The organism is Streptomyces sp. SDr-06, assembly GCF_003324565.1.
In the GTDB taxonomy this organism is placed as follows: Bacteria; Actinomycetota; Actinomycetes; order Streptomycetales; family Streptomycetaceae; genus Streptomyces.
Genome location: NZ_QOLA01000011.1, coordinates 208,365 through 224,548 on the forward strand (window position 1 = coordinate 208,365; position 16,184 = coordinate 224,548).

Annotated in this window: 10 protein-coding genes and 2 tRNA genes; 10 read left to right on the top strand and 2 right to left on the bottom strand. The window is 74.3% G+C overall.

The annotated features are described in order from the left end of the window. The first annotated feature begins 84 nt into the window (after nucleotides 1-84). Nucleotides 85-1,740, top strand: a complete 1,656-nt coding sequence (locus DT019_RS22855; RefSeq protein ID WP_114038746.1) for a long-chain fatty acid--CoA ligase — start codon at nucleotides 85-87, stop codon at nucleotides 1,738-1,740. A gap of 195 nt (nucleotides 1,741-1,935) precedes the next feature. Here the strand turns inward: DT019_RS22855 and DT019_RS22860 are convergent, their stop codons facing one another. Further along, nucleotides 1,936-6,153: a PAS domain-containing protein gene (locus DT019_RS22860; RefSeq protein ID WP_114038747.1), complete on the bottom strand. Its 4,218-nt coding sequence runs from the start codon at nucleotides 6,151-6,153 to the stop codon at nucleotides 1,936-1,938. A 151-nt stretch (nucleotides 6,154-6,304) separates the two neighbouring features. Continuing rightward, the gene (locus DT019_RS22865; protein WP_114038748.1) at nucleotides 6,305-6,742 is read right to left on the bottom strand and encodes an SSI family serine proteinase inhibitor; all 438 of its coding nucleotides are present in this window, start codon (nucleotides 6,740-6,742) and stop codon (nucleotides 6,305-6,307) included. Nucleotides 6,743-6,967: 225 nt separating this feature from the next. On the opposite strand from DT019_RS22865, the gene DT019_RS22870 reads away from it, so the two are divergent. From DT019_RS22870 to DT019_RS22910, 9 genes are all read left to right on the top strand, one after another. Continuing rightward, nucleotides 6,968-7,061: transfer RNA gene (locus DT019_RS22870), tRNA-Ser, on the top strand. A gap of 375 nt (nucleotides 7,062-7,436) precedes the next feature. Then, nucleotides 7,437-7,509: transfer RNA gene (locus DT019_RS22875), tRNA-Arg, on the top strand. 88 nt (nucleotides 7,510-7,597) lie between these two features. Further along, nucleotides 7,598-8,473, top strand: a complete 876-nt coding sequence (locus DT019_RS22880) for a DUF2797 domain-containing protein (RefSeq protein ID WP_114038749.1) — start codon at nucleotides 7,598-7,600, stop codon at nucleotides 8,471-8,473. Nucleotides 8,474-8,591: 118 nt separating this feature from the next. Then, the gene (locus DT019_RS22885) at nucleotides 8,592-8,942 is read left to right on the top strand and encodes an antibiotic biosynthesis monooxygenase family protein (protein WP_114038750.1); all 351 of its coding nucleotides are present in this window, start codon (nucleotides 8,592-8,594) and stop codon (nucleotides 8,940-8,942) included. An 85-nt stretch (nucleotides 8,943-9,027) separates the two neighbouring features. Then, entirely contained in the window at nucleotides 9,028-9,867 is an 840-nt protein-coding gene (locus DT019_RS22890; RefSeq protein ID WP_223279721.1) for an amidohydrolase family protein, read from the top strand. A 90-nt stretch (nucleotides 9,868-9,957) separates the two neighbouring features. Further along, complete coding sequence (locus tag DT019_RS22895; protein ID WP_114038752.1) at nucleotides 9,958-10,698, top strand: response regulator transcription factor; 741 nt, start codon at nucleotides 9,958-9,960, stop codon at nucleotides 10,696-10,698. 7 nt (nucleotides 10,699-10,705) lie between these two features. Further along, nucleotides 10,706-12,274, top strand: coding sequence for a sensor histidine kinase (locus DT019_RS22900; protein WP_189389834.1), 1,569 nt, complete (start codon nucleotides 10,706-10,708; stop codon nucleotides 12,272-12,274). Nucleotides 12,275-12,365: 91 nt separating this feature from the next. Then, the gene (locus tag DT019_RS22905) at nucleotides 12,366-13,712 is read left to right on the top strand and encodes a glycosyltransferase (RefSeq protein ID WP_114038795.1); all 1,347 of its coding nucleotides are present in this window, start codon (nucleotides 12,366-12,368) and stop codon (nucleotides 13,710-13,712) included. After that, a complete protein-coding gene (locus DT019_RS22910; RefSeq protein ID WP_114038753.1) occupies nucleotides 13,709-15,811 on the top strand; it encodes an ArnT family glycosyltransferase in 2,103 nt (700 codons plus the stop codon). The genes DT019_RS22905 and DT019_RS22910 overlap by 4 nt, the downstream gene beginning before the upstream one ends. Nucleotides 15,812-16,184: the final 373 nt, after the last annotated feature.

The window sequence follows — 16,184 nt, forward strand, 5'->3', positions numbered from 1 at the left end:
AGTGACATACCGCGCGGTACGTGAGCAGAATCGGCACACCCCTATCGCCATGGAGCGCGCCGTAGCGCTCACCGGGAGGACGCCGTGCTGAGCACCATGCAGGACGTACCGCTGCTGATCTCGCGGATCCTGACCCACGGGTCGACGATCCACGGCACGTCCCAGGTCACGACCTGGACCGGCGAGGCCGAGCCGCACCGCCGCAGCTTCGCCGAGATCGGTGCCCGGGCCGCTCAGCTGGCGCACGCGCTGCGCGAGCTCGGCGTCGAGGACGGCCAGGCGACCGGCACGCTGATGTGGAACAACGCCGAGCACGTCGAGGCGTACCTGGCGATCCCCTCCATGGGCGCCGTGCTGCACACCCTCAACCTGCGGCTGCCCGCCGAGCAGTTGATCTGGATCGTCAACCACGCGGCCGACCGCGTGGTCATCGTCAACGGTTCGCTGCTGCCCCTGCTCGCCCCGCTGCTCCCGCACCTGCCGACGCTGGAGCACGTCGTCGTGACCGGCCCGGGCGACCGTTCCCTCCTGGAGGACATCGACGGCGCGGGCCCGCAGGTGCACGAGTACGAGGAGCTGCTCGCGGGGCGCCCGACCACGTACGACTGGCCGCAGCTGGACGAGCGCAGCGCCGCCGCCATGTGCTACACCTCCGGCACCACCGGCGACCCCAAGGGCGTCGTCTACTCCCACCGCTCGATCTACCTGCACTCGATGCAGGTCAACATGGCCGAGTCGATGGGGCTCACCGACCGGGACACGACGCTGGTCGTGGTGCCGCAGTTCCATGTGAACGCCTGGGGCCTGCCGCACGCCACCTTCATGGCCGGGGTGAGCATGCTCATGCCCGACCGTTTCCTGCAGCCCGCGCCGCTCGCCGACATGATCGAGCGTGAGAGGCCCACGCACGCGGCCGCCGTCCCCACCATCTGGCAGGGCCTGCTCGCCGAGGTCACCGCCCGCCCCCGCGACCTCACCTCGATGCGGAACGTCACGATCGGCGGCGCGGCCTGTCCGCCCTCGCTGATGGAGGCGTACGACAAGATCGGCGTCCGGCTCTGCCACGCCTGGGGCATGACGGAGACCTCGCCGCTCGGCACCATGTCGAACCCGCCCGCCGGGCTCAGCGCCGAGGAGGAGTGGCCGTACCGCATCACCCAGGGCCGCTTCCCCGCCGGTGTCGAGGCGCGGCTGGCCGGGCCGGACGGCGCGTTCCTGCCCTGGGACGGGGAGTCGGCGGGCGAGCTGGAGGTGCGCGGCCCCTGGATCGCGGGCGCGTACTTCGGCGGTGTGGGCGGCGAGGACTTCCGCCCGGCCGACAAGTTCAGCCCGGACGGCTGGCTGCGCACCGGGGACGTCGGCGTCATCAGCCCGGACGGCTATCTGACCCTGACCGACCGCGCCAAGGACGTCATCAAGTCCGGCGGCGAATGGATCTCCAGCCAGGAGCTGGAGAACGCGCTGATGGCGCACCCCGAGGTCGCCGAGGCGGCGGTGGTCGCCGTCCCGGACGACAAGTGGGGCGAACGCCCGCTCGCCACCGTCGTGCTGAAGCCGGGCGCCACCGCCGACTACGCCGCGCTCAAGGCCTTCCTCGCCGGAAAGATCGCCAAGTGGCAGCTTCCGGAGCGGTGGGCGCTGGTCGAGTCGGTGCCGAAGACGAGCGTCGGCAAGTTCGACAAGAAGGTCATCCGCAGGCAGTACGCGGACGGCGAGCTGGACGTGACGGAGCTGCGCTAGCCGCGCCCTGGGGCGGCACCGTCAGGGGCGCGGGAAGCGAGCACGGTCCGCAGCCGGGGCGTCCGCGTCTCCCCCGGGGCGCGGCGCCCCAGGGGTCGCGGCCGCGAGGGTGCCGCGCCGCCCGCGCCGGCTCACGTACGCGACAGCGCGACCCCGCCCGGGGCCCCGGGGTCTCCAACTCGACCCAGTACCGGGCTAGTTGGTGCCGATCTTGGCCAGCAGATCCACGATGCGGCCCTGTACCTCGCCGCTGGTGGACCGTTCCGCCAGGAACAGGACCGTCTCGCCGGACGAGAGCTTGGGGAGCTCCGCCTGGTTGATGCCGGCCGAGGTGTAGACGACCAGCGGGGTGTGGTTCAACTGCCCGTTGGCGCGCAGCCAGTCGACGATTCCGGCCCGGCGGCGGCGTACCTGCATGAGGTCCATCACCACCAGGTTCGGCCGCATCTGAGCGGCCAGGGTGACCGCCTCGGAGTCGGTGGCGGCCCGCGCGACCTGCATGCCGCGCCGCTCAAGCGTCGCGGTGAGCGCGAGCGCGATCTCCTCGTGCTCCTCGATCAGCAGGACCCGGGGCGGGTGCTGCTCGCTGTCGCGGGGCGCGAGCGCCTTGAGCAGGACGGCCGGATCGGCGCCGTACGCCGCCTCCCGCGTCGCCTGCCCGAGACCGGCCGTGACCAGCACCGGAACCTCGGCCGCGACCGCCGCCTGACGCAGCGACTGGAGCGCGGTACGGGTGATCGGACCGGTCAGCGGGTCGACGAACAGCGCGGCCGGGAACGCCGCGATCTGCGCGTCGACCTCCTCGCGGGAGTGCACGACCACGGGCCGGTAGCCGCGCTCGCTCAGCGCCTGCTGCGTCGAGACGTCGGGCGCGGGCCACACCAGCAGCCGGCGCGGGTTGTCCAGCGGCTCCGGGGGCAGCTCGTCGTCAATGGGCTGCGGCTGCGGCCGGTTGGCCACCTCGACGGCGCCGCCGGGCCCGTCCAGCGGCTCGGGGCCCTCGGCACCCTCGTCGGGCGCCCCGATGGCGTACGCACGGCCCCGGCCCTCCGACGAGGGCGAGGGCAGTACGGGGTGCGGCCGGGCTGCGACCGGTTCGACGGGCCGCTCGACGCCCTCCGGAGGCGTGCCGAGCTTGCGTCGCCGCCCGGAGCCGAGGGAGCCGCCGGAGGTCTGGTTCGGCTGGGCCGGCGTCTGGACGAACGGCGCACCCTGCCCGAGCGCCCGCACGCTGAACGCCCGGCCCTGGGTGTCACCGCCCACCATCGGGATGCCGCCCGGCGGAGTCTCGGCGGGAAGCGGCTGCCGAGCGGGCTGGGCGGGCGCGGGCTGGTTGCCCTGAACCGGGTTCTGGCCCTGCGGCGGTACGGGCCCGGGCGCACCCGGCGCCGAAACCGCCCGCGCGGCCCACTCGGGCTGCTCGGCGGGGTGCGGCTGCGGCGGGGTGTGCTCGGCCACGGGGTCGCCGGGGGCGGCGGTACCGGGCCGGGGAGCCGCGGGGGTGGCCTCGCCGGGGGCGGGGGGTCCCGCGGGCGCGGGGGTCGTCGTGGGGGCGGCGCCTGTGGGGGCGGCGGCCATGGGGCCAGCGCCCGTGGTCCCGACGCCCATGGGGCCAGCGCCTGTGTGTCCGGCGCTCATGGGGTCGGGGCTCATGGGCCGAGCACCTGTGGGTTCAGCGCCCATGGGACCGGCACCCATAGCGCCCGCGCCTGTGTGTCCGGGCCCCATGGGCCGAGCCCCCGTGGACTCAACACCCATGGCACCGGCACCCGTAGACCCAGCACCTACGTGCCCGGCGTCCGCATGCCCAGCGCCCGTGTGCCCGGCACCCACATGCCCAGCACCCACACCGCCAGCACCCACCTGCCCGGGGCCCGCAGAACGGGCGGAGCCATGGCGCCCCGTTCCGGGGGCGGAGACGTCAGCCGCTCCCGGGGTCGGGGCCGGGGTCGTTCCAGGCGCCGGGACCGCGCCCGGGGCCGGAAGCGGACTCGGGGACACGGGAGCGGGATGCGGTGCGCGGTCGGCGTCGGCGGGCGGCAGCGCGAAGGCCGTCCGAACTGCCGCTTCCTGCCCGCTCGCAGAGCCGGTCGCAGGGCCGCTCGCGGAGCCACCTGTCGCTCCGGCCACAGGCCCACCCGCGCCACCAGCAGAACCGTTTGCACCACCAGCACCACCGGCGGCGGCACTGCCTGCCGCGCCACCCGCGACCCGGCCCGCTCCGTTGGGCGCGGCGCCCAGGGCTCGGCGGGCCCGGCGGCCGGTCGGCTCGGCGGGGGTGTCCGTGGGGGCGGCCGGGGCGTCGGGGGCGGGCAGCGCGCGGCGGGCGCGGCGCCCGGTGGCCTCGGTGGGCACGCCCTGCGGCGGCACGGTCTCGCCCAGCGCGGCCCGGCCCATGCCGGACGACTCGCGGGCGCTCTCCGCGCCGGTGACGACGGACCCCTCGGCGGCCTGCGCCGAGACCTGCGCCGAAGCCTGCGGGGTGCCCTGCTGCACGGCCTGGCCGGAAGGCCGGGCCACGGACTGCTCGGCGGGGCTGGGCCGTCCGCGCCGTCGGCCGGACCCGGACGCGGCCCCGCCGCCAAGAGCCCCGGCACTCCCCGCGGGACCGCTGCCCGCGCTTTCGCCGCTCACGGCGTTCTGCTGGGCCGGAATCCGGGCTCGGTCACCGTCCGGGCCGCCGTCGCCGTCCCCGCCGCCGGAGCCCGAACCGGACTCGGACCGCGCCCGGCGCCGGCCCGTCGGGGACGCGTCCTCGGTGACCGGGCTCTCCAGGAACGCGTCCGTGGACGCCCGCCGGGCCCGCCTGCGCCCGCCGCCGTCCTGCTGCGCGGGAAGCAGCGCCTCGTCGGGCTGGGGGGTCACCGGCGCCTCGACCGTTCCGGCGCCCGCGCCGAGCGGCACTTCGAGCACGTACGCCGAACCGCTCATGCCCGGCACGTCCACGGTCTGCAGGACGCCGCCGTGGGCCCGCACGATGCCGCGCACGATGGGTCCGTGGACCGGGTCGCCGCCGGGGTAGGGGCCGCGCACCTCAAGGCGTACGACCTCGCCGCGCACCGCGGCCGCGACGACGACGGTGGAGTCCATGTAGCCGCCGGCGGCGACCGGGGCCTTGCCCGTCGCGTCGACCCCGGCCACGTCCGCGATCAGGTGGGCGAGCGCCGTCGACAGGCGGGGCCCGTCGACCTCGGCCTCGATGGGCGGGGTGTGCACGGCGAACTGCGCCCGCCCCGGCCCGATCAGCTCGACGGCGCCGTCGACGCCCGCGCCGACCACCGAACCGACCAGCACCTTGGTCTTCTTGAGCTCCTCGCTGCCCGCGTCGAGCCGCTGGTAGCCGAGGACGTTGTCGACGAGCGTGGTGATGCGCGAGTACCCGGCGGCGAGGTGGTGCAGCACCTGGTTGGCCTCGGGCCACAGCTGGCCCGCGTCGTCGGCGGCGAGCGCGGCGAGTTCGCCCCGCAGTTCGTCGAGCGGCCCGCGCAGCGAACCGGCCAGCACCGAGAGCAGCTGCTGGTGCCGGGCGGCGAGCGCGTCGTAGCGCTTGGTCTCCCGCTCCAGGACCTCGGCGTGCTTGGCGGCCTGCTCCTCGTACGGGCGCCGGTCGGTGAAGGTCATGACGGCCCCGACGAGCAGGTCGCCGTCGCGCACCGGAGCGGTCGTCAGGTCGACCGGGACCTGGGTGCCGCTCTTCGTCCAGATGACCTGCCCGCGCACCCGGTGCTTGCGCCCGGACTTGAGGGTGTCGGCCAGCGGGCTGCCCTCGTACGGGAACGGCTCGCCGTCCTCGCGCGAGTGCAGCACCAGGGGGTGCAGCTCCTGCCCGCCGAGGTCGCTGGCGCGGTAGCCGAGGATCTGCGCGGCCGCCGGGTTGACCAGCACGACGCGCCCGTCGGTGTCGGTGCCGACCACGCCCTCGGCCGCCGCGCGCAGGATCATCTCGGTCTGCCGCTGCGAACGGGCGAGCTCCGCCTCGGTGTCGACGGTGCCCGAAAGGTCCCGTACGACCAGCATGAGGAGTTCGTCGCCCGAATATGAGCCGGGGCCGCCGCCGCTGCCGTAGGAGGCGTAGGCGTCGCGCCCGTCCTCCAGGTTGGCGCTGGTCACCTCGACCGGGAACTCGGTGCCGTCGGTGCGGCGCGCGATCATCCGGGTCGGCTTGGTGCGGCCCTGCTCGTCCTCGCTCTCGGGCCGGCGCATGGAGCCGGGGATGAGCTTGGAGTCGAAGGAGGGCAGCAGATCGAGAACTCCCCGCCCCACCAGCCCGGTACCCGGCGCCTCCAGCATCTCCAGGGCGACGGTGTTGGCGTTCACGACCGTGCCGTTGCAGTTGACGAGCAGGAGCCCGTCCGGAAGGGCGTCAAGTATGGCTGCGAGGCGAGCAGCGCCTCGGGATGGCCTGCTGCTCACGACGACGCTTCCTCCCTGAACCACTGCACCTTGCGGCCTGTCACTGGGAGGGAGTCTAAAGGCTGGCGGTGTGCGAGCGACGGCGGATGAGGGGGAGCTCTCACCAAGGTTGTGTGACCAAGGGGTACGCGGGGAGCGCGTACGGGGCGCCCTACCTGGCGCTTGGCAGCACCGGCAGCATGTTGTCCCAGCGCGAGATCTCGCATCCGTTGGCCCGGCTGTACGTCGCGTCCACGGGCCGCCCGGCCCAGCTGCCGGTGATGTGCGCGGTGGCCGCGCCGCCGTAGATCATCGTGCAGGCCGCGTCCTTCGGCACGGGCGCGAAGGGGTCTTTGCCCCAGGTCGTCACGGAGTCGAGTTTGTCGCAGGCCTGCTGACGGCGGGGGTGGTCGCCGCCCGCCGGGTGGCACTCGAGCGTGTACGTGCCCTCGACCCCCGGGTTGTGGTCGACCGTGATGGTGAGCCGGTCCTCGGTGTGCCCGTCGCCGAGCAGCGGCAGCGGCACGGGCAGAGGGCCCGCGGAGGCGGCGGGGGCGGCGGCGAGCGCGGTGAGGGAGGCGGCGGCGGTGACGGCGAGGCGGCGCAGCATGAGTCTCGTATCTCCAGGCGGGTGGACGGACTTTCGGCGGACTCTCGGTCGCCCGGGGTCTCCCGGGGTCTCCGGAGGTCTAACGCGCGTCAACGCCCGGCGTTGCGCCACACGAACGCCTTTGCTCTGGTGCCGGTCCGCCTAGTACCGTGGGGTGCGATTGGTGACGGCCCGCAAGGCTGTGTCATCATCTGCACGCACCACTCGCACACGCGACGGTGTGCTGGAGGCGTCGCCTAGTCCGGTCTATGGCGCCGCACTGCTAATGCGGTTTGGGTCTTAAAGCCCATCGAGGGTTCAAATCCCTCCGCCTCCGCCAGCAACACCCGAAGCCCCGGCCCCACGGCCGGGGCTTCGCCCGTTCCCGGGCCAGCCCCGACCCGCCGTTGACCCGGCGCGCCCGCGGTCACTCGCTCGCGGCGCCGTCGACCGCGCCCGCGGTCCGTCTCCCTCGCGCTCCTTCGCGCCGGTGACCGCCCGCACCCGCCATTGACCGCTCGCACCGCGCGCCCCGGCCCGGCTTCGGCCCCGTCCCACGCTCTCCCCGCCCGGGCCCCGCGCCCCCCGGTTTGCTCACGCAGGGGCATTTCCGCAGGTCAGAGCCTGTGGGGGCAATGGATTTCGCGTCACGGCGCAGGTCATGTAATGTTGTTCTCGCAACGCCGACGGGGCAGAAAAAACCCCGGAAGCACAAGCACTCGTAGCTTAACGGATAGAGCATCTGACTACGGATCAGAAGGTTGCAGGTTCGAATCCTGCCGAGTGCACAGCGAAGAAGGCCCCCGGAGAGATCCGGGGGCCTTCTCGTGTTCCCGGGCCTCCGGCGTTGTCAGTGGGGGCGGGTAGCTTCGGGGTGTGGCTGGGTTGTGGCGGTGTTCCGGGGTTCGGTGGGGGGTCGGCGGGCCCCGGCTGGTGTGGGAGGAGGGGCGGGAGAGCCCGCTCTCGTTCGGGCGGGCGGTGGCGTTCCGGGTCGTGGGGGTCCGGCGCTGTGTGGGGGCCCGGGGGAATCCCTGTCCGGTGGCGGCGCCGGTGCCGGCGCGCGGGACACAGGCGCGGTGCCCGGAGTGTGCGCGGCTCGACCGGGCGCATTCCGTCGCGGCCGACACCTATGCCGATGATCCGCGGACCTATCGCGTCTACCTCGCCTGGTTCGGCAGCGGGCTGGTCAAGGTCGGCATCACCGCCGAGGAGCGGGGTCCGGCCCGGCTGCTCGAACAGGGGGCGGTGGCCTTCGGCTGGCTCGGGCGGGGCCCGTTGATGGCCGCCCGGCGCTGCGAGGAGCTGCTCAGGGCGGCGCTCGGGGTGCCGGACCGGATTCCGTACGCCGAGAAGCGGGCGGTGCGGGCCCGGCTGCCCGGGGTGGCCGAGCGCGCGGCGGAGGTCGCCTCGCTGCACGCTCGGGCCGTCGCCCTGTCCGGCTGGCCCGAGTCGCTGGAGCGGATCGGCTGTGAAGTCGTCGACCACGGTGCGGCGTTCGGGCTTTCCGGGCTCGTTCCGGCGGCCGGCGTGGTCATGGAGCTGGTGGACGGCGGGGTGCTGGGCGGCAGGCTCCTCGCGGCCGCCGGGCCCGACCTCCACCTGGACGCGGGCGACGCGGGCGCCCTGGTGCTCGACACGCGGCTCATGAGCGGGTGGGATCTCGCCGCCGTCCCTGCCGGGGCGGAGGAGGGCGTCAGCGTGCCCGTCCGCGCGCTGCCCAAGGAGGGCGGGGTGCAGGACCTGCTGTTCTGAGGACCGCGAAGGGGCGCGGGCCCGGGGGCAGCGGGGCGGGTCAAGACTTGGATCCCCTTTGGATCCCTTCCGGCAAGGAATCTGGACAGGGCCCGCGAGGGCCGCCGAAGGTGGGCGCATGAGCGATCAAGTGCAGGTGCCGAGGCCGGTCTCGGGAATCGAACCGCCCTACTACGCCGTGGTGTTCACCTCCGTGCGGACCGAGGGCGACCGCGGATACGGCGAGACCGCCGCGGAGATGCAGAAGCTGGTGGCGGAGATACCGGGGTTCCTCGGCTACGAGAGCGCGCGGAACCCGGGCGGGCTCGGGATCACCGTCGGGTACTTCCGGGACGAGGAGGCCATCGCCGCCTGGCGCGGCCGCCTCGAACACCAGCGGGCGCAGAAGCACGGGCGGGACCACTGGTACGAGAGTTACAGCCTCCACGTGGCCAGGGTCGAGCGGAGCTACGGCTTTGAGCGCGGCTGAGAGGGGGGCCGGGGAGAGCGCCGGGCTCCCCGGCGCCGCCGGGGACGAGGGCAGGGGCGTCCGGGCGTTCTGGGGGCGGCTCGGGCTGCCCGGACTCGTCGACGTGCACACCCACTTCATGCCCGAGCGGGTGCTGAGGAAGGTGTGGGAGTACTTCGACTCCGCCGGGGAGCTCGTGGGCGGGGTCGAGTGGCCCATCACCTACCGGGAGGCGGAGGCGGAGCGGGTGCGGCTGCTGCGGGAGGAGTTCGGGGTGCTGGCGTTCACCTCGATGCTCTACCCGCACAAGGCCCGCATGGCCGAGTGGCTCAACGAGTGGGGCGCCGGGTTCGCGGCCCGGACCCCGGGCTGTCTGCACACCGCCACCTTCTTCCCCGAGCCCGGTGCCGAAGGGTATGTGCGGGCGGCGCTGGATGCCGGGGCCCGGGTCTTCAAGTCCCATGTGCAGGTGGGCGGTTACGACCCCGGCGACCCCCTGCTCGATCCCGTCTGGGGGCTGCTCGCCGAGGCCGGGACGCCGGTCGTCGTCCACTGCGGGTCCGGGCCCGCACCCGGCAAGCACACGGGGCCGGGGCCGGTCGGGCGGGTGCTCGCCCGCCACCCCCGCCTCCGGCTGATCGTCGCGCACATGGGGATGCCCGAGTACGCCGACTTCCTCGACCTCGCCGAGGCGTACGGCTCGGTCATGCTCGACACCACCATGGCCTTCACCGACTTCAGCGAGCGCGGCGCGCCCTTCCCCGCGCGGGAGCGGGGGCGCCTGCTCGACCTGGGGGAGCGCATCCTGCTCGGCACGGACTTCCCGAACATTCCCTACCCCTACCTCCACCAGCTGGAGGCCCTGGAGCGGCTCGGCCTGGGGGACGACTGGCTCCGGGCGGTCTGCCACGGCAACGGCGCCCGGCTCTTCGGGGTGCCCGGCTGAGACCCCGTACGGCGGCGGCCCGGGGATTTTCTCAGGGAAATCACAGGATCGGGCAAGGATGTTTTCAGGGCCCGCTCACAGGGTGGGGCCATGACCGTTACCTCCTCGCCCCAGGGGCGGACCGAAATGCTCAGGCCGGACGGGAGTCCCGTCCGAGTGCTCGTGGTGGACGACGAGGCGCCGCTCAGCGAGCTCCTCTCCATGGCGCTGCGCTACGAAGGCTGGAACGTGCGCAGCGCGGGCGACGGGGCCGGGGCGGTGCGCGACGCCCGGGACTTCCGGCCCGACGCCGTGGTCCTCGACATCATGCTGCCCGACATGGACGGGCTCGCCGTCCTCGGGCGGCTGCGCCGCGAACTCCCGGACGTGCCGGTGCTCTTCCTCACGGCCAAGGACTCCGTGGAGGACCGGATCGCCGGGCTCACGGCGGGCGGCGACGACTACGTCACCAAGCCGTTCAGCCTGGAGGAGGTCGTGGCCCGGCTGCGCGGGCTGATCCGCCGCTCGGGCACGGCCGCCCTGCGCGCCGAGTCCGTGCTGACCGTCGGCGACCTCACGCTCGACGAGGACAGCCACGACGTGACCCGGGGCGGGGTCAACATCCACCTCACCGCGACCGAGTTCGAGCTGCTGCGCTTCCTCATGCGCAACCCGCGCCGGGTGCTCAGCAAGGCGCAGATCCTCGACCGGGTCTGGTCGTACGACTTCGGCGGACAGGCCAACGTCGTCGAGCTGTACATCTCCTACCTGCGGCGCAAGATCGACGCCGGGCGCTCCCCGATGATCCACACCCGGCGCGGCGCGGGGTATCTGATCAAGCCCGGGGAGTAGGAGTCACGTGGGCAGGCTCCGGCGGCCCTGGTCGCTGCGCACCCGCCTCGTGGTGTCGGCGGTCGCGCTGCTCGCCGTGGTGGGCTCCGTCATCGGCACGGTGACCGTCCTCGCGATGGGCGCCAACCTCCAGCGCCAGCTGGACGACCAGCTGCGCGCGGGCCTGCCGATGCGCGGGCCCGGGCACGCCGGCCCGGGGCAGGGGCCGTCCGTCGGGAGCAGGCTCGACTTCATCGTCTCCAGGCCGGGGCAGCCCCTGCACACGGTCGGCGCCGCGGTGCTGCCCGGCGGGGCGCTCACGGGGCTGCGGAGCACCCAGCCGGAGCAGGAGGGCGAGAGCCGCACCCAGCCGCTGCCCGACGAGCAGGCCCGGGCGCTGGCCGCCGTCCCGCGGGACGGCACGGTGCACTCCGTCACGATCCCCGGCCTCGGCGACTACCGGGCCGTGTGGGACGCGGACCGCGCGTTCGTCCTCGGCTTCCCCACCGACCGGCTCGACTCCACCGTCGACACCCTGGTCCTCGTGGTCATTTGCGTGACCGCCGCGGGCCTGGTCGCCGCCGCGATCGCGGGCGCGGCCATCGTCGGGGTGGCGCTGCGGCCGCTGCGGCGGGTCGCGGCGACCGCCACCCGGGTCGCCGAACTGCGCCTGCACAGCGGTGAGGTGGCGCTGCACGAGCGGGTGCCGGCGGCCGAGGCGGACGCCCGCACCGAGGTGGGCCAGGTGGGCGCCGCGCTCAACCGGATGCTGGACCATGTGCACGGGGCGCTCAGCGCGCGGCAGGAGAGCGAGACGCGGGTGCGGCAGTTCGTCGCCGACGCCAGTCACGAGCTGAGGACGCCGCTCGCCTCCATCCGCGGCTACGCCGAACTGACCCGGCGCGGCCGCGAGGACATCGGACCCGACACCCGGCATTCGCTCGGCCGCATCGAATCGGAGGCGGCCCGCATGACCGGCCTGGTCGAGGACCTGCTGCTGCTCGCGCGGCTGGACGCGGGACGCCCGCTCTCGTACCAGAGCACCGATCTCTCCTCGCTCGTCGTGGACGTGGTCGGCGACGCGCACGCCGCCGGGCAGGACCACACCTGGCTGCTCGAACTGCCCGGGGAGCCGGTCGCCGTGCGCGGGGACCGCGAGCGGCTCCAGCAGGTCCTGGTCAATCTGCTCGCCAACGCCCGTACGCACACCCCGCCGGGGACGGCCGTCACCGCGCGGGTCGAGGTGCGCGGGCCGGAGGCCGTCGTCGAGATCGAGGACACCGGGCCCGGCATCCCGCCCGAGCTGCTTCCGCACGTCTTCGAGCGGTTCGCCCGCGGCGACGCCTCCCGCTCCCGCCACGCCGGGTCCACCGGGCTCGGCCTCGCCATCGTGCAGGCCGTCGTCACCGCGCACGGCGGCCGGGTGAGCCTGCGGAGCGGACCCGGCCGGACGGTGTTCGGGGTCCACCTGCCGGTGCTGCTCCCCGACGACCACACCACCCCGGACCCGCCCCCGCCGGACCTGCCCGCTCCGAGCCCGCCCCTCGCCCCGGCCCGCTTCTCACAGGCCGGGCACAGGCCGACCACACAGGTGTGACAGCGGCCCCCGCGAGGGTCGCCGTATGCGAACCGAACCTTCTGCCACGAGGGACACGCGGGACACAAGAAACACGAGAGCTGTGCGGGACATGCGCGATACGCGGCCCGCGCGGGACGCGGGCGCCCCGCATGCGGCGGACCCGCCGCGTCCGCCGCGTCCGGCGGCGCTCCCGGCCCGGCAGCACCTGCCCGTGCAGACCTCCGGGGACCCCGTCCTGGATGTGACGGTGCCGGTCTACAACGAGGAGCGGGACCTGGAGCGGTGCGTGCGGCGGCTGCACGAACACCTCGCGCGGACCTTCCCGTACGGCTTCCGGATCACGGTCGCCGACAACGCCAGCACCGACGCGACTCCCGCCATATCCAGGCGCCTTGAGCGCGAGATCCCCGAGGTGCGGGCCTTCCGGCTGGAGGAGAAGGGGCGGGGGCGGGCGCTGCGCACCGTGTGGTCGGCCTCCGACGCGCCCGTGCTCGCGTACATGGACGTGGACCTGTCCACCGATCTCAATGCCCTGCTCCCGCTGGTCGCGCCGCTCATCTCCGGGCATTCGGACCTCGCCATCGGCTCGCGGCTGGCCCGCTCCTCGCGGGTGGTGCGCGGCGCCAAGCGGGAGTTCATCTCGCGTACGTACAACCTGATCCTGCGCGGTTCGCTGGCGGCGCGGTTCTCGGACGCCCAGTGCGGGTTCAAGGCGATCCGGCGCGATGTCGCGCGGCGGCTGCTGCCGATGGTCGAGGACACCGGGTGGTTCTTCGACACGGAGCTGCTGGTGCTCGCCGAGCGGGCCGGGCTGCGGATCCACGAGGTGCCGGTGGACTGGGTCGACGACCCCACCAGCACCGTGCACCTCGTCAGCACCGCGATGGACGACCTCAAGGGGGTGTGGCGGGTCGGGCGGGCGCTCGCGGTCGGGGCGCTGCCCCTGGACCGGCTCGCGCGGCCGTTCGGCGACGACCCCCGGGACCGGCGGCTGAGCGGGGTGCCCGGGGGGCTGGCCCGCCAGCTCGTCGGGTTCTGCGCGGTCGGCGCGCTCTCCACTCTCTTCTACCTGCTCCTCTATTCGCTGGCCCGCACCGCGACGGGCCCCCAACTCGCCAACGCGGCGGCCCTGTTGGTGTCGGCGGTGGCCAACACGGCGGCCAACCGGCGGCTCACCTTCGGGGTGCGCGGCCGGGACCGGGCGGTGCGCCACCAGGCGCAGGGCCTCGCGGTCTTCGCCATCGGGCTCGCGCTGACCAGCGGTTCGCTGGCGGCCCTCGACGCCGCCCACGCCGGTGCCGCGCACTCCACCGAGGTGGCCGTCCTGGTGGCGGCGAACCTCGCGGCGACACTCCTGCGCTTCCTGCTCTTCCGCGCCTGGGTCTTCCCCGACCGGGCGGCCCCCGCCCCCGAGAGGGCCCCGCACGACCCCGACCCGAAGGACGACGCACGATGACCACGACCTCCCGTCCGGCCGACACGCGCGAGGGGGGCGCGGCGATGCGGCGGGCCGCCCGAGGACGGCTGTGGCGCGGCCGGCCCGGCGACCCGGCCTGGGTGCGGCCCGCCTTCCTCGCGGTGCTCGCCGTCACCTTCGCCGCCTACCTCTGGAACCTCGGCGCCTCCGGGTACGCGAACTCCTTCTACTCGGCGGCCGTCCAGGCGGGCAGCCAGAGCTGGAAGGCCTTCTTCTTCGGCTCCCTCGACGCCGCCAACGCGATCACCGTCGACAAGCCCCCGGCCGCGCTGTGGCCGATGGCCCTGTCCGTGCGCCTCTTCGGCCTCGGCTCCTGGCAGATCCTGCTGCCCGAGGCGCTGATGGGCGTGGGCACGGTCGCCGTCCTGTACGCGGCGGTGCGGCGCCGGTTCAGTCCGGCCGCGGGACTCATCGCGGGCGCGGTGCTCGCGCTGACGCCGGTCGCCGCGCTGATGTTCCGCTTCAACAACCCGGACGCGCTGCTCGCGCTCCTGATGACGGTCACCGTGTACTGCGTGCTGCGCGCCCTGGAGGGCGCCCGCACGAAGTGGCTGGTGTGGGCCGGGGTGGCGATCGGCTTCGCGTTCCTGACGAAGACCCTCCAGGCCTTCCTGATCCTGCCGCCGCTCGCGGTCCTGTACGCGGTGTGCGCGCCGACCTCGCTGCGCCGCAGGCTCGGCCAACTCGCCCTGTGCACTGCCGTGTTGATCGTCTCCGGCGGCTGGTGGGTGGCCGCCGTGGAGCTGTGGCCCACGTCGTCACGGCCGTACGTGGGCGGCTCGCAGCACAACTCCTTCCTGGAGCTCACCTTCGGCTACAACGGGCTCGGCCGGATCAGCGGCGACGAGACGGGCAGCGTCGGCGGCGGGGCCCGGCCCGCGGGCCTGGAACTCCCCGCGGGCCCGCGGCAGGGCGGGGGCGGCGGTGGCTGGGGCGCGACCGGCATCGGCCGCATGTTCGACTCCGAGGTCGGCGGCCAGATCTCCTGGCTGCTCCCCGCGGCCCTGATCCTCCTGCTGGCGGGCCTCGTCGTCACCTGGAGGGCGAAGCGCACGGACACCGCGCGGGCCGCGTTCCTCGCCTGGGGCGGGGCGCTCCTGATGACCGCCGTGATCTTCAGCTTCATGGCCGGGATCTTCCACCAGTACTACACGGTGGCCCTGGCCCCCTCCATCGCGGCGCTCGTCGGCATGGGCGTCACGGTGCTGTGGGAGGAGCGCTCGCGCCTTGGCGCGGCGCTCGCGCTCGGCGTGACGGTGGCGACCACCGCCGTCTGGTCGTACGTGCTGCTCGGGCGCACCCCGGATTACCTGCCGTGGCTGCGCTGGGCGGTGCTCGGCTGCGGGCTCGCGGCGGCGGCCGGTCTCGCGCTCGCGGGCCGGTTGAACCGCACGCTGGCGCTCGGGGTGGCCGGGGCCGGGCTCGTGGTCTCGCTCGCCGGGCCCGCCGCGTACTCGGCGAGCACGCTCGCCACCGCGCACACCGGCTCGATCGTGACGGCGGGGCCCGCCGGGGCGGGCAGGGGCGGCGGCCGGACGCGGTTCGCGGGCGCGGCGGGCCGGGAGTTCCCGGGGCTGCCGGGTGGCGGTCCCGGCGGTTTCGGCCAGGGCCAGGGCATGCCCGGGGGCGGCCCGGGACAGGCGCCCGGGCAGAACGGCGGGGCGCAGGGCCGCTGGGGCGGCGAGCGCGGACGCATGGGGGGCGGCATGGGCGGGCTGCTCGACGGCGCCAAGGTGAGCGCCGGGGCCGAGGCGCTCCTGAAGAAGAACGCGGACCGGTACACCTGGGTCGCGGCCGCCATCGGCTCCCAGAACGCCGCGAGCTACCAACTCGCCACGCGGAAGCCGGTGATGGCGGTCGGCGGCTTCAACGGAAGCGACCCGTCGCCGACGCTCGCCCAGTTCAAGCGGTACGTGTCCGACGGGAAGATCCATTACTTCATCGCCGGTGGCGGCGGGATGCCGGGCGGCGGCGGCCGGTCGGGCGGCAGCTCCCTCAGCGCCTGGGTGGAATCCTCCTTCAAGAAGGTGACGGTCGGCACCGCCACCTTCTACGACCTGACCTCGCCGGTGAAGTAGCGGTACGGGGGGCTCCCGGCGGCGGATCAGCAGGTCCGACGACGACGAGGTGGTGGTCCGAGGCGAGCGTCTCGGACCACCACCGTATGGGACGGTACGTCGCCCCGCGCGGCGGCATCCGCGGCCCCGGCGCCCGGGGTCGCATGCGCCGGAGCCGCGAGCGCGAGCGTCAACAAGCCCGTTGCCAGCGACAGTTGACTCATTCGACGGTTTAGTTCGGCTGGCCTTGGCGGGGCAGTCTCCTCGCCCGGCCGCCCTGGTCCGCCCGTCCGTTCGCGGCACCAGGAAGGCATGGTCAGGTTCACGTCGAAGCGCCAGCGGCCGTAAATCACTTTACGGCGTAGAAGACTTCCCTTACGGTGTACATCGCTCG